At 42.2% G+C, this 23,342-nt stretch carries 27 protein-coding genes and 1 other annotated feature; of the genes, 6 read left to right on the top strand and 21 right to left on the bottom strand.

The window, feature by feature from the left end; all coding sequences use genetic code 11:
• Positions 1-22 precede the first annotated feature (22 nt).
• A complete protein-coding gene (locus NST62_RS05970) occupies positions 23-1,288 on the top strand; it encodes a glutamate-5-semialdehyde dehydrogenase (protein WP_141600731.1) in 1,266 nt (421 codons plus the stop codon).
• A 67-nt stretch (positions 1,289-1,355) separates the two neighbouring features.
• Here NST62_RS05970 and NST62_RS05965 read toward each other — a convergent pair whose 3' ends face one another.
• The 5 genes from NST62_RS05965 to NST62_RS05945 all read right to left on the bottom strand — a co-directional run bounded on the left by NST62_RS05965 (position 1,356) and on the right by NST62_RS05945 (position 6,007).
• Positions 1,356-1,688, bottom strand: coding sequence for a DUF3889 domain-containing protein (locus NST62_RS05965; protein WP_141600732.1), 333 nt, complete (start codon positions 1,686-1,688; stop codon positions 1,356-1,358).
• A 128-nt stretch (positions 1,689-1,816) separates the two neighbouring features.
• On the bottom strand, positions 1,817-3,190 hold the full coding sequence (gene argH, locus NST62_RS05960; RefSeq protein WP_141600733.1) for an argininosuccinate lyase: 1,374 nt from the start codon (positions 3,188-3,190) through the stop codon (positions 1,817-1,819).
• Positions 3,191-3,359: 169 nt separating this feature from the next.
• The gene (locus NST62_RS05955; protein ID WP_328215446.1) at positions 3,360-4,568 is read right to left on the bottom strand and encodes an argininosuccinate synthase; all 1,209 of its coding nucleotides are present in this window, start codon (positions 4,566-4,568) and stop codon (positions 3,360-3,362) included.
• A gap of 161 nt (positions 4,569-4,729) precedes the next feature.
• Positions 4,730-5,473 carry an SDR family NAD(P)-dependent oxidoreductase gene (locus NST62_RS05950; protein WP_141600735.1) on the bottom strand — a complete coding sequence of 248 codons (744 nt, stop codon included), beginning with the start codon at positions 5,471-5,473 and terminating at the stop codon, positions 4,730-4,732.
• A 96-nt stretch (positions 5,474-5,569) separates the two neighbouring features.
• Positions 5,570-6,007 carry an Rrf2 family transcriptional regulator gene (locus NST62_RS05945; protein WP_141600736.1) on the bottom strand — a complete coding sequence of 146 codons (438 nt, stop codon included), beginning with the start codon at positions 6,005-6,007 and terminating at the stop codon, positions 5,570-5,572.
• Positions 6,008-6,210: 203 nt separating this feature from the next.
• Here NST62_RS05945 and hmpA point away from each other — a divergent pair, with 203 nt between their 5' ends.
• Together hmpA and NST62_RS05935 are read left to right on the top strand one after the other, a co-directional pair.
• Complete coding sequence (gene hmpA, locus NST62_RS05940) at positions 6,211-7,368, top strand: NO-inducible flavohemoprotein (RefSeq protein ID WP_141600737.1); 1,158 nt, start codon at positions 6,211-6,213, stop codon at positions 7,366-7,368.
• A 51-nt stretch (positions 7,369-7,419) separates the two neighbouring features.
• Complete coding sequence (locus NST62_RS05935; protein WP_141600738.1) at positions 7,420-7,638, top strand: hypothetical protein; 219 nt, start codon at positions 7,420-7,422, stop codon at positions 7,636-7,638.
• A gap of 322 nt (positions 7,639-7,960) precedes the next feature.
• Here the strand turns inward: NST62_RS05935 and NST62_RS05930 are convergent, their stop codons facing one another.
• Entirely contained in the window at positions 7,961-8,902 is a 942-nt protein-coding gene (locus NST62_RS05930; protein WP_141600739.1) for an MBL fold metallo-hydrolase, read from the bottom strand.
• A gap of 142 nt (positions 8,903-9,044) precedes the next feature.
• Positions 9,045-9,261, top strand: a binding site (T-box leader).
• Positions 9,262-9,323: 62 nt separating this feature from the next.
• On the opposite strand from NST62_RS05930, the gene proC reads away from it, so the two are divergent.
• A complete protein-coding gene (proC, locus tag NST62_RS05925; RefSeq protein ID WP_141600740.1) occupies positions 9,324-10,130 on the top strand; it encodes a pyrroline-5-carboxylate reductase in 807 nt (268 codons plus the stop codon).
• A gap of 365 nt (positions 10,131-10,495) precedes the next feature.
• On the opposite strand, the gene rnz is transcribed toward proC, so the two are convergent.
• Positions 10,496-11,455: a ribonuclease Z gene (gene rnz, locus NST62_RS05920; protein WP_141600741.1), complete on the bottom strand. Its 960-nt coding sequence runs from the start codon at positions 11,453-11,455 to the stop codon at positions 10,496-10,498.
• Between the two features lie 15 nt (positions 11,456-11,470).
• A complete protein-coding gene (locus tag NST62_RS05915) occupies positions 11,471-12,715 on the bottom strand; it encodes a DNA polymerase IV (protein WP_281279173.1) in 1,245 nt (414 codons plus the stop codon).
• 169 nt (positions 12,716-12,884) lie between these two features.
• On the opposite strand from NST62_RS05915, the gene NST62_RS05910 reads away from it, so the two are divergent.
• Positions 12,885-13,436, top strand: a complete 552-nt coding sequence (locus NST62_RS05910) for a biotin transporter BioY (protein WP_328215437.1) — start codon at positions 12,885-12,887, stop codon at positions 13,434-13,436.
• A 72-nt stretch (positions 13,437-13,508) separates the two neighbouring features.
• Here NST62_RS05910 and NST62_RS05905 read toward each other — a convergent pair whose 3' ends face one another.
• The 10 genes from NST62_RS05905 to NST62_RS05860 form a co-directional block, all read right to left on the bottom strand.
• Positions 13,509-14,084 carry an HAD family acid phosphatase gene (locus tag NST62_RS05905; RefSeq protein ID WP_141600744.1) on the bottom strand — a complete coding sequence of 192 codons (576 nt, stop codon included), beginning with the start codon at positions 14,082-14,084 and terminating at the stop codon, positions 13,509-13,511.
• 20 nt (positions 14,085-14,104) lie between these two features.
• Positions 14,105-14,971: an FAD-dependent monooxygenase gene (locus NST62_RS05900; RefSeq protein WP_342463218.1), complete on the bottom strand. Its 867-nt coding sequence runs from the start codon at positions 14,969-14,971 to the stop codon at positions 14,105-14,107.
• Positions 14,958-15,185 carry an FAD-dependent oxidoreductase gene (locus NST62_RS05895; protein ID WP_328219696.1) on the bottom strand — a complete coding sequence of 76 codons (228 nt, stop codon included), beginning with the start codon at positions 15,183-15,185 and terminating at the stop codon, positions 14,958-14,960. Before NST62_RS05895 ends, NST62_RS05900 begins: the two co-directional genes overlap by 14 nt.
• On the bottom strand, positions 15,178-16,287 hold the full coding sequence (gene ribD / locus NST62_RS05890) for a bifunctional diaminohydroxyphosphoribosylaminopyrimidine deaminase/5-amino-6-(5-phosphoribosylamino)uracil reductase RibD (protein WP_141600745.1): 1,110 nt from the start codon (positions 16,285-16,287) through the stop codon (positions 15,178-15,180). The genes NST62_RS05895 and ribD overlap by 8 nt, the downstream gene beginning before the upstream one ends.
• 11 nt (positions 16,288-16,298) lie before the next feature.
• Positions 16,299-17,042: a GTP cyclohydrolase II gene (locus tag NST62_RS05885; protein ID WP_342463217.1), complete on the bottom strand. Its 744-nt coding sequence runs from the start codon at positions 17,040-17,042 to the stop codon at positions 16,299-16,301.
• A gap of 303 nt (positions 17,043-17,345) precedes the next feature.
• Positions 17,346-18,122 carry a 3D domain-containing protein gene (locus tag NST62_RS05880; protein WP_141600747.1) on the bottom strand — a complete coding sequence of 259 codons (777 nt, stop codon included), beginning with the start codon at positions 18,120-18,122 and terminating at the stop codon, positions 17,346-17,348.
• Positions 18,123-18,356: 234 nt separating this feature from the next.
• Positions 18,357-18,572, bottom strand: a complete 216-nt coding sequence (locus NST62_RS05875; protein WP_141600748.1) for a hypothetical protein — start codon at positions 18,570-18,572, stop codon at positions 18,357-18,359.
• 147 nt (positions 18,573-18,719) lie between these two features.
• A complete protein-coding gene (locus tag NST62_RS05870; RefSeq protein WP_181733115.1) occupies positions 18,720-19,349 on the bottom strand; it encodes a bifunctional precorrin-2 dehydrogenase/sirohydrochlorin ferrochelatase in 630 nt (209 codons plus the stop codon).
• Positions 19,350-19,463: 114 nt separating this feature from the next.
• Positions 19,464-20,024: a signal peptidase I gene (gene lepB / locus NST62_RS05865; protein ID WP_342463216.1), complete on the bottom strand. Its 561-nt coding sequence runs from the start codon at positions 20,022-20,024 to the stop codon at positions 19,464-19,466.
• Between the two features lie 24 nt (positions 20,025-20,048).
• Entirely contained in the window at positions 20,049-20,819 is a 771-nt protein-coding gene (locus NST62_RS05860) for an ABC transporter ATP-binding protein (protein ID WP_141600751.1), read from the bottom strand.
• Between the two features lie 258 nt (positions 20,820-21,077).
• On the opposite strand from NST62_RS05860, the gene NST62_RS05855 reads away from it, so the two are divergent.
• A complete protein-coding gene (locus tag NST62_RS05855) occupies positions 21,078-21,590 on the top strand; it encodes a methylated-DNA--[protein]-cysteine S-methyltransferase (RefSeq protein WP_141600752.1) in 513 nt (170 codons plus the stop codon).
• On the opposite strand, the gene NST62_RS05850 is transcribed toward NST62_RS05855, so the two are convergent.
• The 3 genes from NST62_RS05850 to NST62_RS05840 form a co-directional block, all read right to left on the bottom strand.
• A complete protein-coding gene (locus NST62_RS05850) occupies positions 21,587-22,270 on the bottom strand; it encodes a DNA alkylation repair protein (RefSeq protein WP_342463215.1) in 684 nt (227 codons plus the stop codon). The two genes, NST62_RS05855 and NST62_RS05850, sit on opposite strands and share 4 nt — an antisense overlap.
• A gap of 17 nt (positions 22,271-22,287) precedes the next feature.
• Positions 22,288-22,791: a DUF1648 domain-containing protein gene (locus NST62_RS05845; RefSeq protein ID WP_141600754.1), complete on the bottom strand. Its 504-nt coding sequence runs from the start codon at positions 22,789-22,791 to the stop codon at positions 22,288-22,290.
• Positions 22,792-22,856: 65 nt separating this feature from the next.
• Positions 22,857-23,339 (bottom strand): chemotaxis protein CheW, encoded by a 483-nt coding sequence (locus tag NST62_RS05840; protein WP_141600755.1) that lies wholly within the window; start codon positions 23,337-23,339, stop codon positions 22,857-22,859.
• Between the last annotated feature and the right edge of the window lie 3 nt (positions 23,340-23,342).

The following is a 23,342-nucleotide window of genomic DNA, read 5'->3' as shown; positions in this document are numbered from 1 at the left end:
TTTCATCAAAGGAGGTATTTCCATGACACAGTCCATAACAGAAAGCGAAGTAAGACGAAAAGGAAAATTAGCCAAAATGGCCAGCTATATCATGAATGTCAAAACGACAGAAGAAAAAAATGATGCGCTTGGCAAAATTGCCGATCAGCTGCTAATGGAAAAGGATGCCATCCTGGAAGCCAATCAAAAAGATTTGGAAAATGGAAAACAAAATGGCCTGTCGGATGCAATTCTCGACCGCATCCTGTTGAATGAACAGCGCATTCAAGGCATGGTGGAATCCATCCGGCAATTGATCGAATTGCCGGATCCGGTTGGAGAAGTATTGGAAAGCTTTACAAAAGAAAACGGCTTAAAAATCGAAAAACGCCGGGTTCCGCTCGGAGTTGTCAGCATGATTTACGAAGCACGTCCCAATGTAACCGTAGATGCGGCGACCCTATGCTTAAAAACCGGAAACGCCGTGATTTTGCGCGGAAGCTCGTCGGCAAAACACTCCAACATCGCCCTTGTATCATGCATTCACAGGGCATTGGAAAAATCCGCCTTGCCTGTGGATGCGGTTCAGTTAATTGAAGATACGAGCCACGAAACGGCTTCCGAATTATTCCACCTAAAAGAGTATATTGATGTCCTAATTCCGCGGGGAGGCAAAAAATTAATTGATCTTGTCGTAAGGGAAGCTTCCGTTCCGGTGCTGGAAACGGGAGCCGGCAATTGCCATGTTTACATTGACCAATCTGCAGATTATGAAATTGCGGAAAAAGTGGTCATCAACGCCAAAACCCAAAGACCGTCTGTTTGCAACGCGGCGGAAAGCTTATTGATTCAGGAAGATTGGTTCAAAGAACATGGAAAACCGCTATTGGAAAGCCTCCAAAATGCCGGGGTGGAAATTCTCGGGGACGAAAAAGTATGCGAGGTGCTTCCAGGAGCCGCCCTTGCAACGGAAGAAGATTATGCTACGGAATTTTTAAGTTTGACAATCAGCGTGAAAGTCGTAAAAGATGTGGATGAAGCAATCGATCACATCAATCATTACGGTACAAAACATTCGGAAGCGATCATTACAAATGATGAACAGAACGCGGAAAAATTCTTGAACCGCGTAGATGCAACAAGCGTCTATGTCAATGCTTCCACCCGTTTCACCGACGGCTTTGAATTTGGCTACGGCGCGGAAATCGGCATCAGCACGCAAAAATTGCATGCAAGAGGCCCAATGGGGCTGCCTGCTTTGACATCAACCAAATATTATATCCGAGGAAATGGACAAATCCGGGTATAAATCCCCCAGATTCACACAAAATCTCCTTTGCAGACGCCAAAACCGCGCAAAGGAGATTTTTCTGTTATTACCGGTCGGTTTCTTGGAATTCCACATTGATGATTTCTTCCGTTTCATTATCAAATGTGATATCGACAAAGACGCCAAATTCGCGGTTCCTTTCCCTGAGCCACAGCTTGAATTTTTCCGTGGAAGTTTTATCTCCCGTCACTTTTCCAATATGCAAATAATCAATGATTTCCGCATGGCGGTATTTCTCTTTCACCTTTTCCATGGCGATTCTTCCCCATTTCGCATAAGCGGGGGATGTTTGCTGGGTCCGTGTTTCCGAAGGGTCGGACATGATATTTCCGATCAAAATCGTTGAAGCAACCAATACAAGTGATATCAGTAATCTCAAAGCGCCAACCTCCTCTCCTTTACCTTATTTTCTACTATTCGAGGGAGGCTATTCATCCGCAAAATCAATTGCCGGTACCGCTTCTCTCCCAAATAAAAATGGTGCCGGTAAAACCGGCACCAAAAGGATTATTTTAAACATTCTTTCGCTTTTTCAATTTGTTTCCGCACTTGTTCAAATCCCGTTCCGCCTTGGGACAGACGCCGGGCGACCGCCGCTTCAGGTTTCAGCACTTCGTAAACATCTTCATCAATCAATTCACTTTCTTCTTTCATTTCTTCCAATGTCAGATCTTTCAGGTAAATTCCTTTTTGAATGCATTTGAACACCAATTTCCCCGTCACTTCATGGGCTTTCCGGAATGGCATTCCTTTTGTTGCCAAATAGTCCGCCAGCTCGGTTGCGTTGGAGAAATCACTGTGAACCGCCTCATTCAAACGCTTTGTATTGACTGTCATCGTCCGGACCATCCCTTCAAAAATCTTGAGGGAGCCTAAGATTGTTTGAAGGGTGTCGAACATGCCTTCCTTGTCTTCCTGCATGTCTTTATTATAGGTAAGCGGCGTCCCCTTCAAAACAGTCAGCAAACCGATCAGATTGCCATAAACCCGCCCGGTTTTGCCGCGAATCAATTCCGCCATATCCGGATTTTTCTTTTGCGGCATGATGGATGAACCCGTCGAGAAGGAATCGTCAAGCTCAATGAATTTAAATTCGTCCGTGGACCAAATAATGATTTCTTCTGCAAACCGTGATAAATGGGTCATAAGTAAAGCGGAATTTGCCAAAAATTCCACAATAAAGTCCCGATCGCTCACAGCGTCCATGGAATTTTCATAAATCTTGGAAAATCCCAACAATCCGGCAGTCATTTCCCGATCGATCGGGAATGTCGTGCCGGCCATGGCCCCGGCACCCAATGGCGAAATATCAATGCGTTCCAAGGACTGATTGAAACGTTCTTTGTCCCGTTCAAGCATCCAAAAATAGGCCATCAAATGATGAGCGAAACTGATCGGCTGCGCCCTTTGCATGTGTGTATAACCGGGAGCGATTGTTTCGATGTGCTGTTCAGCTTTCTCCAAAATCGTTTTTTGGAAAGCTTCGATCAATTCGACAACTTCTTTGACCCGTTTCTTCAAAAACAAATGCATGTCTGTCGCCACTTGGTCGTTGCGGCTGCGCCCCGTATGCAATTTTCCGCCGACCGGGCCGATCAAATCGATGAGCATTTTCTCGATGTTTAAATGAATATCTTCATTTTCAACCTTGTATTCCAGTTCGCCTTTTTCGGCTTTCTTTCTTAATTCATTGAGCCCCCATTTGATTTTTTCCACATCTTCTTGAGGCAAAATGCCTTGTGCCCCAAGCATCGTGACATGGGCAAGGCTGCCTTCGATATCTTCCATTACCAATTGCTGGTCGAAACCGATGGACGCTCCAAATTCATCCACCCAGCTCTCCGCTGATTTTTGGAAACGCCCTCCCCAAAGTTTTGTCATTTGTTTCCACCTGTCCTTATCCAAATTTGTTTTCCATGCATAAGAATAGCGAAGCAGCCTAAGTGCCCGGGAAACTCCCCTTCCCAGGCTCATTATTTTAAGGACAAGCATTTTCCTCCCCGGCCTGTCTTAAAATAATTTCCCCTAGACCTCTTCGCGCAAAAATTCATTATTTCGTTTTTAATGTTTTATTGTTGACTTGTGAAGCCACTACTGTCGGAAGACCCCATAGTTCGATGAATCCGACCGCTGATTGATGGTTGAACGCATCTTCTTTGGAGTAAGTGGCCAATTTTTCGCTATATAAAGAATTTGGAGATTTGCGTCCTTCTACGATGGCATGGCCTTTGAACAATTTAACGCGAACTGTTCCGTTTACATATTTTTGTGTTTCTTTAATGAAGGCATAAAGCGCTTCGCGAATAGGGTTGAACCATAAACCGTCATAAATCACTTCGGACAGTTTTTGTTCAACGATTGGCTTGAAGTGCGCCAATTCTTTCACAAGCGTAATGTCTTCAAGTTCTTTGTGGGCAGTTAAAAGAACTTTTGCTCCCGGAATTTCATATACTTCGCGGGATTTGATGCCGACAAGGCGGTTTTCCACGTGGTCGATGCGTCCTACACCGTGGCGGCCGGCAATTTTATTTAATTCAAGAATCAAATCGGCCAATTTCATCTCCTTGCCGTTTAATGCCACCGGTTTTCCTTCCACAAATTCAATCTCTACATATTCCGGCGTATCCGGCGCATTTTCAATGGATACAGTCAATCCGTAAGCTTCTTCTGGAGGAGCCACCCACGGATCTTCCATGACACCCGCTTCATTGGCGCGTCCCCAAAGGTTTTGGTCGATCGAGAACGGGGAATCGATTGTTGCGGGAACCGGAACATTATGTTTTTTCGCATATTCGATCTCTTCGTCGCGGCTCCAAGCCCATTCGCGTACAGGCGCCAATACTTCAAGCTCCGGATTAAGCGCTTTGATAGAAACTTCGAAACGAACTTGGTCGTTTCCTTTACCTGTGCATCCGTGCGCCACTGCATCCGCATTTGTCTTGTTCGCGATTTCCACCAATTTTTTCGCAATCAATGGACGCGATAACGCGGAAACCAACGGATATTTCTGCTCATACCATGTATGCGCCTGAAGAGCCACCAGCGCATATTCTTCCGCAAATTCATCTTTCGCATCAATGATATATGATTCAACAGCTCCCACTTGAAGAGCTTTCTTTTGAATAAATTCATGATCTTTTCCTTCACCGACGTCCAAACAAACTGCCACTACATCATACCCTTGTTCTTTTAGCCAAGGAATAGCAACAGATGTATCAAGACCGCCTGAATAAGCTAGAACTACTTTTTTGTTTGCCATAAACCTGTACTCCTTCGACTCCTGAGATGTATTTTTATACAATCTATTAAAAGTTTATACATGAATCTTAACAGATTATAAAAATAAATACAAGTGTATGTTTGTAAGTAGACGAAAGATTTTTTTAAGAGAGCAAAATAATGTTTTCTTATGCACTTCCATTATTTTATTGTAAAAAAACGTTTCCCCACTTTTTCGACAATTCCGGGGGCAACCGCATATAGCTTGCTCGTCAGGCCCATGATGCGGGGCAAATTAATTTCCCTGGCAGGATGTTCAATTAAATTGACGACCTCTTTGGCAACCGTTTGAGGATTCAATAAAACACCTTTGACAGAACTCCGATAAGTGGATGTCGAATCCGCTTTGTCCAAAAATGGGGTATCGATGGGTCCCGGAAACACGGCAGACACTTTGATGTTGAATGGAGCCAGTTCCAGCCTCAAGCCGTTTGCGAAGCCGGTGATTGCATGCTTCGAGGCGGCATAGACACTGGCCTTTTTCGTCGCCACTTTCCCCGCCTGTGAGCCGATAAAGATGAAATGGCCGGAGTGCCTTGGAATCATTTTTTTCGCCAGGTTTCTGGCCAAATAAATCGGGGCCCTGATATTCACGTCCACCATCAAATCAATCTCTTCATCAGATAAATCATAGGCGTTTTCAAAGAAGCCGACGCCCGCGTTGATGACGGCCACATCGATATCGGGCAGTTCATTGCATATTCGATGAATATCTTCTTTGCTGCATAAATCTCCCTGGATTACATTGGCTCCGAGATTGGAAAGAAAATCAAGCGCTTCTCTATTCCTTCCGGTCGCATAGACTTCATACTTCATTTTCAAACATCGTTCTGCAATGATTTTTCCAAGTCCGCTTGTGGATCCGGTAATAAATATTTTTTTCATCCTCCATTAATCCTTTCCAAATCTTTTATTTTTATAGATTTTTACATATGTAGTCCAAAAGAAAAAGGGATATCCTTTGCAGGACCATCCCTAAGTCTAGGTTTCCTTTTTAAGCAAATCGGATAATTCCTCCTTTGATTGGAGGAAATCCGCCAAAGTGTATTGATCCAGTTCATGCAGGAACGCCTTTAAAGCTTCATTCAATGCATGCTTCAGCTGGCAGGCCGGAGAAATGATGCAGTGATTATTTTCCCGCTCAAAACACTCCACAACGTGGAAATCTTCCTCTGTATGTCTTACCAGCTTGCCAATATTGATATCTTTCGGTTCAACTTTGAGGCGTATTCCCCCGCCCCGTCCGCGTACCGTTTCAATTAGACCGATTTGCGCCAAATCATAGGTCACCTTCATCAAATGATTTTTGGATATATGATATCGGTCTGCGATTTCCTGGATCGTCGACAACTGGTCGCCTTTCAGTCCCAAATATATTAAAACCCGCAAGGAATAGTCTGTATATAATGTTAAACGCAAAACAAATCCACCACGCTTCAATTTATATAATCTGCATTCATTATACCATTTTTCAAAATGCAAGTAGATTTTTACACAAAAATTTCAATTTAAAGCAGTATTTTTGATACATCAATTGTGGCAAAAATGTTAAAGATGTATATGGAATATTGCTTTTAATTTTCCGCCGGTTTATAGTGTTTTAGAAAGGACGTGACACAACAATGCTATCACAAAAGACAATCGACATCGTGAAATCGACCGCACCGGTCCTTGAAAAACATGGGGTGGATATTACAAAACATTTCTATAAAAGAATGTTTACGAACCATCCTGAGCTAAAAAATGTATTCAACCAATCCAACCAAAGAGAAGGAAGACAACCGCAGGCTCTGGCGGCTTCCGTCTATGCCGCGGCAGCGAATATCGACAATTTGGAATCCATTTTGCCGGTTGTGCATTTAATCGCCCATAAACATCGGGCGCTCGGTATATTGCCTGAACATTACCCAATCGTTGGAGAGAATCTGCTCGCCGCCATTAAAGAAGTATTGGGCGATGCGGCGACGGATGAAATAATCGAAGCTTGGGCAGAAGCATACGGCGTGATTGCGGATGTCTTTATCCAAGTGGAAGAAGAGCTGTATCAACAGGCGGAAGCCAATGGAGGATGGCGCCTATTCAAGCCGTTCAAAGTGGTGAAAAAGGAACAGGAAAATGATTTGATCGCTTCCTTCTATTTGACGCCGGAAGACGGGAAAGCGCTTCCTCCATACCGGCCCGGCCAATATATCACGGTCAAAGTGAAAGCTCCCGGGGAAGAATATACGGCGCTTCGTCACTACACGGTATCCCAGGCGCCAAACGGAAATGTTTATCGGATTACAGTGAAACGCGAGGCGGAAAACCATCCAAAAGGCGTCGTATCCAATTACTTGCATGATCATGTACAGGAAGGAGACACGCTGGAAATCAGCGCTCCTGCAGGCCTCTTCACTTTAACGGAAAACGGCAACCCGGTATTGTTTGTAGCGGGGGGAATTGGTGTGACACCGCAATACGCCATGCTGGATTCCATGGAAAAAGGGCGCGACGTTTCCTTTGTCCAATCCGTCCGCAATGAAAAATTGGCCGTATTCCAAGAACGGATTCAAAACAAACTTAATGAATTGGGCGGAACATATTTTGTGAAATATTCGGATACAGACGGCTATATCACAAAAGAGGATTTGGACCGATTCATCAAAGATCATTCGGAAGTGTATATTTGCGGCCCTGAAAAATTTATGGAAGCCCTGATTCCGATGATGAGAGAGCTCGGCGTTCCGGATGAACGCATCCATTTTGAATTTTTCGGACCGGGACTTTCATTCAAAGCTTAACATATGCATTCTTTATAAAAACCAACCCGCAGCTCAGGGGGAATTCCTGAAATGCGGGTTTTTATATCTTCGCATTTCGTCATTTATCATCATGCTAGGCATTTATTCTTAACGATTACGTTGAACATTGATGATGTAAGCAATCGCGTATGGTTGACCGCAACAGTAGAATCGATTGTAGGTACATTTTCTGGACCAGCATTCGTCCAAATAGCGCTGAGCATTTATAAACGATCCTGGTTTTACTACGCCTTTGTTTACCTTTTTTGATACTATTGTAAATAGTGGATTTGTTAATAGAAATATAACTACAATTAATTTTGTAGACACTTCACCGGATCCAGGTCCAAACACTTATTATTTGACTGCACGTATTGTGGGTCAAGATCCTAGCGTAACTGATGCAAGGGTTGAAAAGGCTGTATTTACAGGAGGAGAAATTGGACCAAATATTTAATCATAGCTTAATACAATCAATGCTTCTAATTTCTCCCAACACCAATTAAATCAGTTATTTTTGCAACTAGTACAAATGGGAGAGGCGAAATTGAACAGATCAATTCCACTTCTCCCATTTCCCCGGCAGACCTTGTCAAATTCTTGAATAGAATTCTTGGTCCCCCATTTGTTCGCATCGGACCCGCTCTTCTTTCACCAATACGTCCAAATACCCTTGGGTTTTGGATAATGTCAAGCCCAATTGGCTTTCATAAACGGCCGGATATAACGCTTTCGTCACTTCATATACCGTTTTAGGTTCTGATAAGATTTCATAAACTTGATTTGTCCGGTGGGCATCTTTTTGAAGTCTTTCCTTTACCAATCCCTTTACATCCACAATTTCATTCCCATGCCCCGCATACAATTTGGCCACATCCAACGTCGCCAAAAAACGCAATGACGCTTGATATTGAACAAGGCTTCTCGGACGATCGAAGGACAAATCCACCGGCGGTTCAATGAGCGGGTTCGAGGCGATTTTCTCCAACAGCAAATCGCCTCCTATGACTTCCTTTGTTTTTTGATCATGAAAAATCAAATGGCTTTGCGCATGACCGGGAGTATAATAGGCGATCAATCCGGGATGACCCGGCACTTCGTCGCCATCTTGGATATATTTCGTCAGCGGAGTGTTTCCATATAACTCCAAATTTCTTCGGATGCTGAGAATCTCCTGGATATTTTCTTCAGGAACGGCCTGTTTTCTCAAATACATTTCATAAAACGCTTCCCGGTAACGCAAAAATTCTTCGTTCTTCTTCATCCAATGATCGATATACTCATGCCCGAGAATTTCCGCCCTTGGGAAGGCATCCACCCATCCCGCATGATCCGGATGATGGTGGGTCAAAATCACTTGCTCAATATCATCAAAACGGTACCCTGCGTTTTTAATGCCATATTCGAGGGCCTCGTAAGCCTCTTGCGTCTTCGGACCGGCATCAACAATGGACAGCGCATCCCCTTTTACTAAAAACGCATTGACATCTCCCACATCATAAGGTGTAGGGATCACTATTTTGGTGATTTCCATATTTCGTTCCCCCTTGTTTTCTGTATCTGCGCCTAGTGAATACTCATTCATTTTATTTTACTGTTTTTTTGGCCATTCGTCACGTCTCTGAGTTGACATATTTTTCTGAAATGAATATAATTTCTGTAATAATTGAACATGACAAAAAGCGATGACGAAGCCAAGTAGATGAATTGATGACTTCAGAGAGTGCTGCATTTCGGTGGGAGCAGCATAGTCCTCTCAATTCATTGAACCTACTTCCGAGCAGTCATGCAAACATGACCGTTCCCCTTAGCGATAATAAGGGCCAGAGCCGTGCTTACTTTTGTAAGCAAATGAAGGTGGTACCGCGGAAACAATGCGTTTTCGTCCTTTTGATAAGGATGGAAACGCATTTTTTATTGACGATTCATGTATTTATATAAATGGAGGGAAAAGGATGAAAAAACTAGTCTTTATCGGAGCAGGTTCCATGGCAGAAGCTTTGATTCATGGATGGATCAAAAATGAAGTTGTTCCTGCAGACCATATTTACGTGAAAAACCGTTCCAATATTCAAAGATTGCAAGAATTGAATGAACGTTTCGGCGTTCATATTTTAGAAACTTTAGAAGATTTGAGAGATGCGGATTTAGTCATTTTGGCAATGAAACCGAAAGATGCGAAAGAAGCATTCAAAACGATAGCCCCTTATCTTTCCGAAAACACGGCAATTCTTTCCGTTTTGGCCGGCATCAGCATGGACACGATTGAAACATTTTTAGGTGCCCGCCCAATTGCAAGAGTGATGCCGAATACTTCGGCGGCCATCGGCATGGCGGCAAGCGGCATTTCTTTCAATGAACATGTTTCAGAAAGCCAGAAGGCGATGTTTTTGCAATTGTTAGAAGCGATCGGCATTGTCATCGAGGTGGAAGAAGATCAGCTTCATGCCATTACGGCGCTTTCCGGAAGCGGTCCTGCATATCTGTATTATCTGCTTGAAGCATGGGAAAAAATTGGGACGGAATTTGGCTTATCGAAAGAAGTGGTAAGAAAATTAATGGTGCAAACCATTGCCGGTTCCGCGATGATGCTTCAGCAAATCAAAGAAGAGCCTGAAGTGCTCCGGAAAAAAGTCACAAGTCCGGGCGGAACAACGGAAGCCGGAATTAAAGCATTGGAAAATTATCATTTCACCGAAGCCATTTTTGCTTGCATTAAAAGCGCGGAAGCAAGATCCCGGGAGCTTGCCAAAGGAGAATGAACTCGGCAAGCCCCCTTTCATTTTTTCTGAAAGGATTATTATCAATTTCTGGCTGATTGGTACAAAAGAATACCATTCTATTTCTTTTGCTCCATAAAACGGCGTTCCATCTTTTGTCCGAAAATTTGAAATAATCATTATTTCAATTATTTCCTAGGAAATGTAATTTTTTGCTATATTTTGTTGTCGAAAATCGGATTTTTTGACCATTCATTCCGAAATATGTAGTCTTTTTTTCTCTTTTTCTTTTTTTGTTCGTCTTTTGCAAGTTTATTGCCCGAAACAAAACGGGAAATAAGGCAATAAAAAAGCTGCCGGAAATACGTCCCCGGCAGCATCCAAAAACGCCATTTATTCAGGATTATTCAAAGGTTCTTGGCGGAAAGATCAATTAATTGACCATTTTTCCATTGATAACTGGAAAAATCCTTTGCAACAAATACGTGAGGGAAAACTTTTTTTGCTTCCTTCAACAAATTTTCCAAATCGCGGGGCAAGAATCTGGAGCTGATATGGTTCAGGATTAAATATTTTGCATTTGCCTCTTTCGCAACCTTTGCAGCATCCACATTTGTTGAATGGCCATAATCTTTTGCAAGCTTTGCGGTCGCATGGTCAAAAGTCGCCTCATGAACGACAATGTCCGCGTCCCTGCTTAATTCGACGGACTGTTTGCAATAGATGGTGTCCCCTAAAATTGCCACGACAAATCCTTTTTTTGGAGGCCCGGTGACGTCTTTGCTGCGGACGATTGTACCATCTTCCAGTTCCACATCTTCCCCGCTTTTCAATTTTCCTAATAACGGCCCTTTTGGAATACCAAGTTCCAGCGCTTTATCGATATAAAGTTCCCCGGGAAGAGGTTTTTGTTCAATCCGAAAACCGAAGCAAGGGATGACATGTTCAAGTTCTTTCGCCGTGACGATGAAATGTTCATCCTCGAAAATTACGCCTTCTTCAATTTCTACAAAATGGATTGGATAATTTAAATGGGTTTTGGTCAATTCCAACGTAAATTGAATCCACTTCATCAATCCCTTTGGTCCGTAAAGGGTCAGCGGAGCAGGCTCCTCCCCGCCCAAAAAAGAGCGGGAACTGAGCAGGCCCGGCAGTCCAAAGATATGGTCCCCATGCAAATGGGTAATGAACAGTTTTTCAATTTTTCTCGGTTTAATGGTTGTATGCAAAATTTGATGCTGGGTTGCTTCCCCGCAATCAAACAGCCATAACGTTCCCCTTTCCTCATATAACTTCAATGCCAGGGAACTCGTATTCCTCTCTTTCGAAGGCATTCCTGCCCCTGTACCTAAAAACTGCAATTCCATGTCGTATCTCCAATCTTAATATTCATCGATGAAATCTTTCAAATCCTCTAAAAAGTCTTTGCTGAAACTTGTTTTTGATGCGTAGCTTTTTTTCTTCACATCAATTCCCTTTTGGATAATGCCTTTCCCAAATTTCTTTTCCATTTCATGAATGATTTCATAGATCGGCTCTTCTTTGGCAAATTGTTCATAGTTGAAGATGGACAGCTGTTCTGCCGAACGCTTTTTGTCGATGACGTTGGACACGGTCACGCCGAGAAGCCGGATCGGCGTTCCGTCCCATGCTTTCGGAAACAATTGCATGGCTTCTTGATAAATATCCGTTTTCAAATAAATGGGGTTTTGAAGGGTTTTGCTTTTCGTATGGTTATGCCAATGGCAATCCCGGATTTGGATTGTAATCGTAAACCCGCATAAATTTTTTGCTTCCAGCCTTTCAGCGACTTTTGAGGAAAGGTGCCGGAAGGTTTTTTCGATATCTTCCATTTCCGTAATATCCACCGGGAGAGTGGTGGAATTTCCTACGCTTTTTGTTTCGTAAATGGATTCGGGATCCACTTCCCTGTCATCGATGCCATTGGCCCTTCTTTTTAACCGTACCCCGATTTTTCCGAAATGTTCTTTTAATAAACCTTCATCGGCATTGGCCAAATCACCGATCGTATACATGTTCAAAGATTTCAATTTCTTTGCCATGCTTTGACCGACTCCGTACATTTTTTCCACATTCAAAGGCCACAATTTTTCAGGCACTTCCCTCTTTCTCAAAACGGTAATGCCCATCGGTTTTTTCATATCCGATGCGGTCTTGGCCAAAAATTTGTTGGGTGCGATGCCGATGGAACAAGGTAAATCAAGTTCGTTATAAATTCTCAGCTGAATTTCCTTGGCAAGTTCCAACGGATGGCATTCTTTTGCGATTTCCGTCACATCCATATATCCTTCATCAATTGAAACCGGTTCAACAAGGTGAGTATAACTCCTTAAAATGGTAAACATGGCTTTGGAAGCTTCCCGGTATTTTGGAAAATCGGGAGGCAGGAGGATCAACTCAGGGCAGATTTTCAATGCTTCCGTCACGTTCATCGTTGTATAAATGCCTTTCGCCCTCGCCTCATAGGAGCTTGTCACGATGATGCCGCGCCGCTCTTTCGGATTTCCCGCAATGGCAATCGGCTTTCCTTTAAGTTCCGGATGATGGGCTTGTTCAACGGAAGCATAAAAGCTGTTCATATCGACATGAAAAATAACCCTGGACACTTTCATTCACCTCGCTTGCCTCTTCATGCATTATTTTATCATAAATTGAAGAATTCCACTTTTGTCATCCGTTGCATCATTTTAAAAATGAGATTGACATTCGAAAAAATTTTCGTTATCCTTTTTGTAAACTTTCTATTTTTATAGGTTAACAAAGGGGAGACGATTCGTGAAATCTGCAAAAACATATGGACTAGTGCTGACAGCATTTGGTGCAGCAATCATTTCTGTTTTAGCGCAAATTACCATTCCTCTTCCTCTCGTTCCGATTACGGGACAAACATTGGCCATCGGTCTGATCGTAACCATTCTGGGATTCAAATACGGTACCCTTAGCGTGCTTGTTTACTGTTTGCTTGGCGCGATCGGTTTGCCGGTATTTACCGGTTTTTCCGGCGGACTTTCCACCCTTGTGGGACCAACAGGCGGATATATCATCGGTTTTATTCCGACCGCTTTGTTCATGGGCTGGTATTTGAATAAATTCGGTTATACTTATGTTCATGGTCTCATCGCAAACGTCCTTGGCATGATGTTGACCCTTGCCTTTGGAACCATCTGGCTGAAATTTGTTGCCGATATGTCCTTCCTTGCCGCATTTATGGCAGGAGCCGCTCCATTCATTTTATTGGAAGCGGTGAAAGGATGCATCGCGGCTTGGGTCGGCATTCTTGTCAGAAACCGCCTGATGGACGCCAATGTACTAAAGCAGGTATTTTAATTGTACTTTAAACAAATAGATCCTCCCTTTCAATATAAAAAAACGAATGGCTGTTTTTCGGCCATTCGTTTTTTAGTTTTGTTGAAGATTCCATTTTTCCAATTGAAATGCTTTCCAATTATAGACACGGGGAAAATGGAGCTGTTTGTTGTACGACTGATCTTTCATGTAGACTTTTGTATTTGCGCCTTTAAGGGTTTCCAAAACGGCGGGCTTGTCATCAAAATAAACGTCCAATTCCAGTTTCCGTATGATTTCCGCTTTCTCCCGGTCCTTCATTCCGCAATAGAATTGATGATCGATGACCGGAAAACCCCGTTCCTTTAGCCACCATCTCGTTTTGAGGCAATATTGCTTCGGTCTGGATGTTATATAGAAAATGGAATGTCCATCTTTTGCCAACTGATTGACAAAATCAACCGCCCCTTCAAAAGCGGGACAATCAGTGAAATAAATTTCCTCCATCAAAGAATTCCACAGCTGATGGCCCTGTTCATCGGTCAGGCCGAACAGTTCATGGATTTCAAGCCTTTTCAATTCCCTGAAAAGCGCAATATCCACCTGTTTCCCCAGTTTCCGGTTATACAAATGGAAAGCGTGTTCTCTTAAATTAATTAACGTATCATCAATATCAAACCCAAATTTCAACTTTCATCCCGCTTTCTTGCCTAGTTTAGTATAATAAACTGTTCAGAGAAGTTTTTTTCCTTCTCGATTTGCAAACGGAGAAGTTTTTTCACTTCTTCCTTTCTTTTCTGTTCGCATTGTATTAACTTCAATTCATTAATATCGCCTTGTTCAAAACACTCAGCTAGCCGGTCCGCGTCAACAAGGGCGCTGTTTAAACCGAATGCCCCCGTAGGCGTCATCGTATGGCAGGCATCGCCGATCAATAATACATTATTCTTTTTCCAAACTTCTGTAAAATTGCTATGTACATCAAGCAACACGAAATCGTCCCAGGAAGTGATATGTTTTTTACCGTCTCTTCCAATTCCGGAAAAGCTTGAACCAATTTTTGCACGAAGATTTGGAAAGGCGATTTCCGTATTTTTGAAAAAGAACCTTGGTTCAATGTTCCAACCGATTTGGACATAGCCATTTGTCTGTGTAAAAAGAGCCAATTGATAGCCGTCCACATCAGCCATTTTGATGGAGGGCTGCCAGCCTTCGGGTGCCGGAACTTTCGCCCAAAGCAAATCATAACCGTGCTTCCGTATTGACGTTTCAATGCCCGCTTTTTTGCGGACGATCGAATATCTTCCATCGGCCCCGATAATGTATGAGCTATAAATCACAATCTCTTTTCCATGCTTTTTGCCTTTGATTCCGATGAACTGTCCATTTTCGTCTTCCAACAGATCCACAACTTTTGTGCTTGTTAACAGGGAAAAGTTGTCGTATTTCTTCGCTTCTTCGATGATCACCGACAAAAGATGGGCCTGAGGGACATGGATGCCGAGATGACCATTCTCCTTTTCGGGTTGAATCGATTTGAATAATTTACCGTCTTTCCAATATTCAATGACTTCCATCTTTAAAAGCCCAAGCTTTTCGATTTTTGAAAAAAGATGATGTTTTTTTTAGAACTTTTTCTCCCTCTTCATTCAAGTGTTCCCCCCGGAATTCCCTGGCAACATCGCTATGTTGTTCAACAAGGGCCACACGAAATCCTTTTTTTGCCAATAGCAAGCCCAATAATGCGCCTGCAGGGCCTGCCCCTACGATGACAATATCGGTGTTAACCATGATGTTCACCTTGCTTTGGATAAGCGATAATACATAGATCTTCTCCGATTCTTTCAAATGAATCAAATTCCACTTTCGCGGCCAAATCCATTGTTTCCAGATCTTCTCCGGCAACCGGCGAGATTGAGCGGCGTCCGCCCAATAATTTCGGTGCAATGTAAATAATGAATTTATTTACAAGCCCTGCCCGGATAAAGGAGGCGTTGACCTCTCCTCCGCCTTCCACCAAAATGTCTGTAATGCCGAATTTATATAATTGATCAAGCATTTCCTCCAGACAGATTCCCTGTTCATTTTTTGAACAGTAAATTAAAGTAACATTATTCTTTTCCAATTCGACAATCTTTTTTGGATCAGCTTCCGTTGTCGTGACGATGATGGTTTTCGCTTCATCATTCAAAACATTGGCATCCAGCGGAATTTGCAAACGGCTGTCCAAAATGACGCGCACCGGGTTTTTCCCTTGCCGGTCCGGAAGTCTTGTCGTCAAAAACGGATTATCTTTTAATACAGTGCCAATACCTACTAATATGGCGTCCATTTCATCGCGAAGCTGATGGACTTGAAGGCGCGAATTCTCTCCGGAAATCCATTTCGAATGGCCGGTATAAGTGGCAATTTTCCCGTCCAATGTCATGGCATATTTTAAAGTCACAAAAGGGCGATTGGTGAGCATATTGTGAAAAAAACGCTCATTCAACTTGCGAGCTTCTTTTTCCAACAATCCCACTTCCACTTCAATTCCGGCGTCTCTGAGGATTTGGACACCCCGTCCGGAAACCTTTGGATTAGGGTCGAGGGTTGCCACCACTACCCTTTCTACACCAGAATTTTTTACCAAATCCACGCAAGGAGGGGTTTTCCCGTAATGGGAACATGGCTCAAGGGTTACATATAATGTCGCTCCTTTTGCATAGTCTCCTGCCATATTAAAAGCATGGACTTCCGCATGGGGTTCACCGGCTTTGCGATGCAAACCCGTCCCGACGATCACCCCGTCTTTTACTAAAACCGCGCCGACAAGAGGATTGGGATTGGTTTTGCCCTTTGCAGTTTTGGCCAGATTCAAGGCCAACTCCATGTATTCGCGATCTGTGTACACGTTTCCCCCTCCTAAATCACTTGATTTTCCGGTATATGTCCTGCTTTCTTAATTTTAGTTTCCAAATATCTTCGGTTCGTTTCCGTTAATCCTCCCCATATCGGTATATGCTTGTCCGCCAGCAAGCCATGTTTTTTTAATGCTTCCAATTTTTTCGGGTTATTTGTAATCAATGTGACAGGTTTTTTGCGAAGGGTTTCTAAAACTCTAATTGCTTCTTCATAGGATCTCGAGTCGTCTTCAAACCCGAGGGCATGATTGGCTTCCACTGTATCATACCCTTCTTCCTGCAACAGATAAGCAAGAGATTTTGAAAATAAACCAATCCCCCGCCCTTCATGGTTTGCAATATAAAAAATGGCTCCGCATCCATGTTCAACAATCATTTTCATGGATTGATGCAATTGATATCCGCAATCGCAGCGCTGGCTGCCGAAAATGTCCCCTGTATGGCAGATGCTGTGCATGCGGATAAGGGCTTCGTCTCCGTTTTGAAAATCACCGTATACCAATACGGAAGACTGCTGGGTTTCTTGCAAGTTGGCGCTTAAAATATAATCAAGAACCGCTTCTTTCGAGTTAATCGGTTCCTCCAGCCTCAACCATGTATACCATTGGAATGTCGCCTCAAAATCACCGCGTTTGACGGGAAGTTTAACTGGGCCGACAAGGCAGATTTGCTCATTTTCTCTATATGGAATTAATTGCATTTTTTTCAACAACACTTCATTTTTATTAATCAATAAATTCTTCATTAGCATCACCTATATCAACTAAATCTATCGGAAAAATTCCTATGTTTTTTCTAGGAATTAATGTTTGCTTAATTAAATATAGCTGAAATAGGTGGAAAAATCAAAAGAAGTGTTTTCCAAAGGATTGGTTAATAATTAATAAATTTGTATTATATTTCGAGCATTCAACCTCTTGGCCCGGTTCAAAGCAGGAAAAATTCCAAGTATTTCACTATTGATTATATAATATTTTTCCAAAATAAAAAATACACTTCATTTTCTATGTTGAAAGTGAAGTGTATTTTTCTTCATCCAAGCCGACTATTATTCATCCAAAATTTTGACTTTTACTTTCTTTACTCCCCATTTCATTGCTTCATCATAAGAAGGGATGAACACATCAATTTTGTTTCCTTTGATTGCCCCGCCAGTATCGCCGGCAATAGCGTATCCATATCCTTCCACCCAAACTTTCGTGCCAAGCGGAATCACATTCGGATCAACAGCGATGACTTTTAAATGGGGATTTGCCCGTAAGTTGATCCCATATGCTGTCGTCCCGGAACATCCTTCGCAATAAGCCGTATAAGCCGTTGCAGTAACAACCAATTCTTTGGCTGATGAAGGGGGTTCGTCATTGCTTGCGGCGGAAACCGCCCGGGCTGATTCGTCAATATTGTTGCTATTTGCGATCTTTGTTTCGTTCTTTTCTGTCTTCGGAAGCGCCTGTCCGCTTACGTCCGCTACGACCGAAATCGGTTTGTACACTTTTTTGTACTTTTCATCATTATAAATGATCAATTCTTTTCCAGGATGGATTAAAGTATTCTCCAAGCCGTTCCATTCCATTAACAAATGGACCGGTACACTATGGTTGACTGCAATTCTGAATAAGTTGTCCCCTTCTTTCACAGTGTAAGTGGTAACAGAAGGAGCTTTTTCAAAAGCCAATCTGCGGGTAATCGCGTCTTCAACCACTTCTCTTCCCAATACTTTCACGACAAAGTCGTTTTCTTCTTCAGGAGCCAATTCTTTCGCATATGTTAACGATGGAGCGAACAATGTCAAAAATAATACTAAACACAAAATGTTCCTGATCATACTAAGACCTCCTTAACAAGCAAACTCGCAAGCATTTTGTCAATTCGTAATAAGTATTGTCCAATTAGTTAAATAATTATTCATATTTTAATAAAATTTATTAATTCAACTTCCAAACTAGAGTTGAAAAATAATAGCGACGCCTTGCGCGCCGCTGTCTTTCAGCAAGTAGTACGAACCAAATGAACGCTGATCAGGCAAAAAATAAATCCTCTAGAATTATATCTAGAGGACTCAGTTCAAATATTCATCCGAACAGCTCGGAAACATGTAGATTCCTTGAATCATCCGAAAATCGTATTGACGCTGGATAAATTTTTCCTGATATAAATATTCCATGATGAGAATTTCATGATCATTAGCATCGCATAAAACGCCGGAAACACTTAGACCGTTTTTTAAATAAACACCTATGGGCTTGCCGATCAAGTATTTGATCTTTTCATACATAAAGTTGCCCCCTTCCTTACTGCATTCTATGCACCGGTGCGTCTAATTGGCTGTGTGGGCAACAAACAGGCAAAACCCATGGCAAGTATTCGTTTGCTTCCCGAAAACCGCGTTTTTAGTTGACATAATAATTTTATAGTTGATAAATCATCTTAATTCTGCAAATAACTTCATAAATAACTGATCTCTTTTTTCAATATTCCCATTAATCGTCAGCTCGCAAAAAATCGGATCCAATAATCGGACCAATATTCCCTTTTTCTTTTCGGCATCATCGATTTTATTGATAACCATTTTTCTTGCCTCTTCCAAAAATTGAACATAATCGCCGAAATTTTCCGCAAATTGCTGCTCCAAATCCCGCTTTATTTTTTTTGCCAAAGCGGGGCTTGCCCCATTTGTGGAAATTGCCAATGCAAGCTTCCCGCGCCGGACAACTGCAGGGGTCAAAAAATCGCTTTCCTTCGGGTTATCAGAAAGAAGCAGCAATTGATGTTCTTTTTTGTGCAATTTGACTTCGCGGTTCACTTCCGCATGACTTGTCGCGGCAAATATGATATGCGCCTGTTCGATGTCGGAAGGCTCAAACTCTTTTTGAATCCATTTTGCACGGTGCCGCTTCATCCATTCTTCAATTTCCGGAATAATGCTTGGGCTGATGATCGTGATATTTGCTTTTGTATTTTCCAGCCCTTTCAGTTTTTGATAAGCAACACGGCCTCCGCCAATGAATGCGACATTTTTGCCTTCTATATTGAGCATCATTGGATAATACATGGAGAATACACCTTTCTTTGTATTTTGAATATTTTCCATCAAAAACGTTCCAAATAAAAGAAATACACCATTTTTCCCGGGCGAAAAATGGTGCTTCCAATTTGCGGGGAAAGTTTATTGTTCATATGGATTCAAAATGATTTTTATGCTGTTTAACGGATATATTCGCACTTTCGATTCTCCGTAGACATCATCAATCGGAATAAAGCCGAAATGGCGGCTGTCGTAGCTTTTCAGCCGGTTATCCCCCATTACAAAAACATACCCATCCGGAACCGTTTTTTCTCCCGTCAATTGCTCCAACGTGAAGTTTTCTGTTACGCGCTTTTCTGAATCGGAATCCCGTTTGACATATGACTCATCATATTTTTTTCCGTTGACGATTAACACGTCATCCTTCATTTCAATCGTATCCCCAGGTAAACCGATGACCCTCTTGATGTAATAGTCTTCTTCGTCTGGAGCACGAAAAACAATATGATCAAAGCGTTGGATTTTGCTTATTTTGCTTACAATAATAACATCTTCATCTTCATAGGTAGGAGACATTGACGCCCCGTTCACTACGACAGGCGAAAAGACATATTCCTTGCAGATGAAAGCGATCATCAAACCTAAAAAAAGAACGACAATCCATGATAACAATTCATTTTTTTGAGTATTTTTCCCTTTCATTCATCCAGGCTCCCTATTATTAAATTATTTGATTGCGATCCATGTACGATTTTGCTGCTCTTGAACCGTAACTTCCCTGCCAAAAAATTCGGATAAGGTATTTTCCTTCAATAACTCACGCGAAAATCCTTGTGCGTACACTTCACCGTCTTTTAATAACAACGTATGGGAAAAACAAGGCAAAACCTCTTCCACATGATGAGTGACATAAATCAATGTCGGACAAAATTCCTGTTGGGCAAGCTTTTCGATGAACTCCAAAAATTCTTCACGGGCAATGACGTCCAAACCATTGCAAGGCTCGTCCAAAATCAAAATTTTCGGGTGGGCCATCAGCGCTCTGGCAATCAATACCCGCTGCTTCTCCCCTTCCGATAATACCCCATATGCAGAATCTTCTAAATGTTCTATGCCCAATTGTTCCATTAATCGCCGCGCTTCCTGCACATCCTTTTTCTCAACCGCTTCATAAAGCCCGATCGATGCGAATTTGCCGCTGAGGACGATGCTTAACACCGTATCAAAATTTTTTAATTGCCCCTTTAACGAAGAGCTGATAAATCCGATGTCTTTTCTCAATTCCGGAATATTGGTTTTTCCAAACTCCTGTCCCAATACTTGCACTTTTCCCGAAGTAGGGTATAGGTAGCCGCAAATGACGTTTAATAGCGAAGTTTTGCCCGATCCGTTCAGACCGAGAATCGCCCAATGTTCATTTTTATTGACATTCCAGTCGATTTCTTTCAAAATGGTTTTTCCGTTCCGTATCACGGTGACATTTTCGAATCTGATCAATGTTCTTCCCCCATCTGTGCATGTATTCTAACAATTTAATTAATATTATACTATTATGATGTTAATATTTACACAATCAGATGATCATCCCATGATAGGCGGATACGTTTTCAAGAAAATTTGGAAATCATGATATCCCTTCGTTGACGGCTGTTTATGGTAATGAAATGAAAAATATGCTAGTATTTTTGCAAAACCAGCCGTTTCTTTTATGGCTATATGCAATATGAAAGATCCGGAAACAATGGGGCGACAGTGATGGAGAAGAAAATGATTTACTATTCACAACTTAACCATCCGTATATGAAACTAATAATAGCGGCATCTGACAGAGGGCTTGTCTTTGTCGGGACAGATCATGCTACTTTGCAAGAAATGATGGGGGAATGCCATAAACAATTTCCCCAATGCGAAATTTATGAAGATGGACAATTCAAGGATCCATATATATCCCAATTCATTGAATATTTGGATGGCCGCCGCAAAGAATTCACCCTGCCCTTTGACATCCAGGGCACCCCTTTCCAACGGGAAGTTTGGAAGGTATTATGCGACATTCCTTATGGAAAAACGATGACCTATTCGGAGGTGGCTGAGCGCATCAAAAAGCCAAAAGCTGTCCGGGCTGTGGGAGGAGCGGTCGGAAAGAATCCCTTATCCATTATAATCCCGTGCCATCGCGTCATCGGAAAAGACGGCAGCCTCACCGGATACAGCGGAGGATTGGATGTGAAAAAAAAGTTGCTGGAATTGGAAGGCATCCCTTATTAAACCGGTGATTTTTTCATTTTTCGCATTCGTTCTTTCTCTTCTTTGCCGATCCGGTTCGACTCCATTATTTTTTGAAGGGCTTTATTATAAGTGAAAATATCCAAAGAATTGGATTGCAAAAATTTGGATGTTTCTTCCGGAAACTTCAAATATGCGAAAGAAATTGCCCATGCGACGGCCATTTTGGCATAATAGCCGTCATGACGGATACCGTCCAATATGGAAAAAATAGCCTGCAGATAGGCTTCTTCCAAAAAATAAGTCAGCAGCATGACAACGGCAAATCGGACTTCAAATTCTTCTTTCGACCGGAAATAAGACTGAATCCATCTCCACACTTCATCTTGATGCTTTTTTGCAAATTTCAGGCCCGCGCAAAAACTGTCGCATACAGACCAATTGTCAATTTTCGGCACAAACCATCGGATCCATCTCAACCTCTCCTCAAGAGACATTTTCGCCTGGCCGATGACCATCCCTTTTAACATGATTTCCTCAAAATACTCCTCTTTCCCATCCATTAAAAAACCTTCCCAGTCTCCCATTGCAATCTCTTTGGCCATTGCCCTTAACTTCGGGAGACGCACTCCGAGAATATTTTCCTGATTGGGGATGAGGGATTTTTGAAAAAGCCGGTATTTTTCCTCCGACAATTCGAGCAGTTTATTTCGGATCTCCATAGAATCAACCCCAAACACTACTTGATTTTGGTTTGTTTATAGATGCCAACCGCCAACGGAATGAAGAAGGAAATTATGAGAACGGGCAAAAACCAACCTCCCAGGGAATCCTGTTTATCCAATCCGATCCGGACCATTTGAAAATTCAACACTGCAAAAAACAGCATGCATACATTTTTCGTTGCATTGAGCATTTTCCGGCTGTTCAAATAAAACTGCTCTGCATTTGATTCATTGAGGCGGTTCGGGTAATTGTGCATATGGGGAGCTTTTTCGAAAAGGGTCGACAACAAAAAAATAAATAAACCGATAATGGGCACTATCAATAATTCATATTTCGAACCCCACCGATCCACTTCCCCTTTTGCATTAAAATGCCCCGGGATTTGATCGGGGAGATGTTTCCATTGGACGATGATATATAAAATGGAAATAACGAAAAATCCGATCCCGATGATATCAAAAATGATTTCATTTCTCGTCTTGGGAATTTTTAAAATGGGGCGATAAGGATATTTCACATGGCCACCTCACTTTTCGTGAAAAAAATCCAGAGAAGGTATAAAAGCCCTCCTCCAGCCATTTATTATTCTGTTGCGGTTTCATTTTTCTCTTCCCTCACCAATTGATGCAGATAATCAATAATTTCGCGGATTCCTTCCAACGAATTCACCAGTACTTTCGGATTTACAATGGTCATGATCCGGTCTTCCAGGTTGGCGACTGCTGTAAAGTATTTTGTATGGGTGTAGTTCACAAGACCGACCTGTTGTATATCCTCTTCGCTTATATCCATGATTTCTTTCGCTTCGGATACTGCCAAACCAAAACGCACAATATCCATATTCAATACAATCATTCTGCCCGAAGATTCAGGGGTAGGCTGATTGTATAGAATGATATTAAAATCAAGCACCGGAATCAGCTCGCCACGGACCTTTGCAAACCCGATTAAATAGCCGGGCAAATGAGGAATGGGCGCAATATTTTCAATCCTTTCAATGGAAACCACCTGGTCGATGGAAATCGCATACTCTTCTTTGCCGCACCGAAAGACAATGGATTTCATATA

Source organism: Ureibacillus sp. FSL K6-8385 (assembly GCF_038593155.1).
Taxonomy (GTDB): Bacteria; Bacillota; Bacilli; order Bacillales_A; family Planococcaceae; genus Ureibacillus; species Ureibacillus terrenus.
The sequence above is the reverse complement of the archived record's forward strand: the minus strand, read 5'-3'. Positions and strand labels throughout refer to the sequence as shown.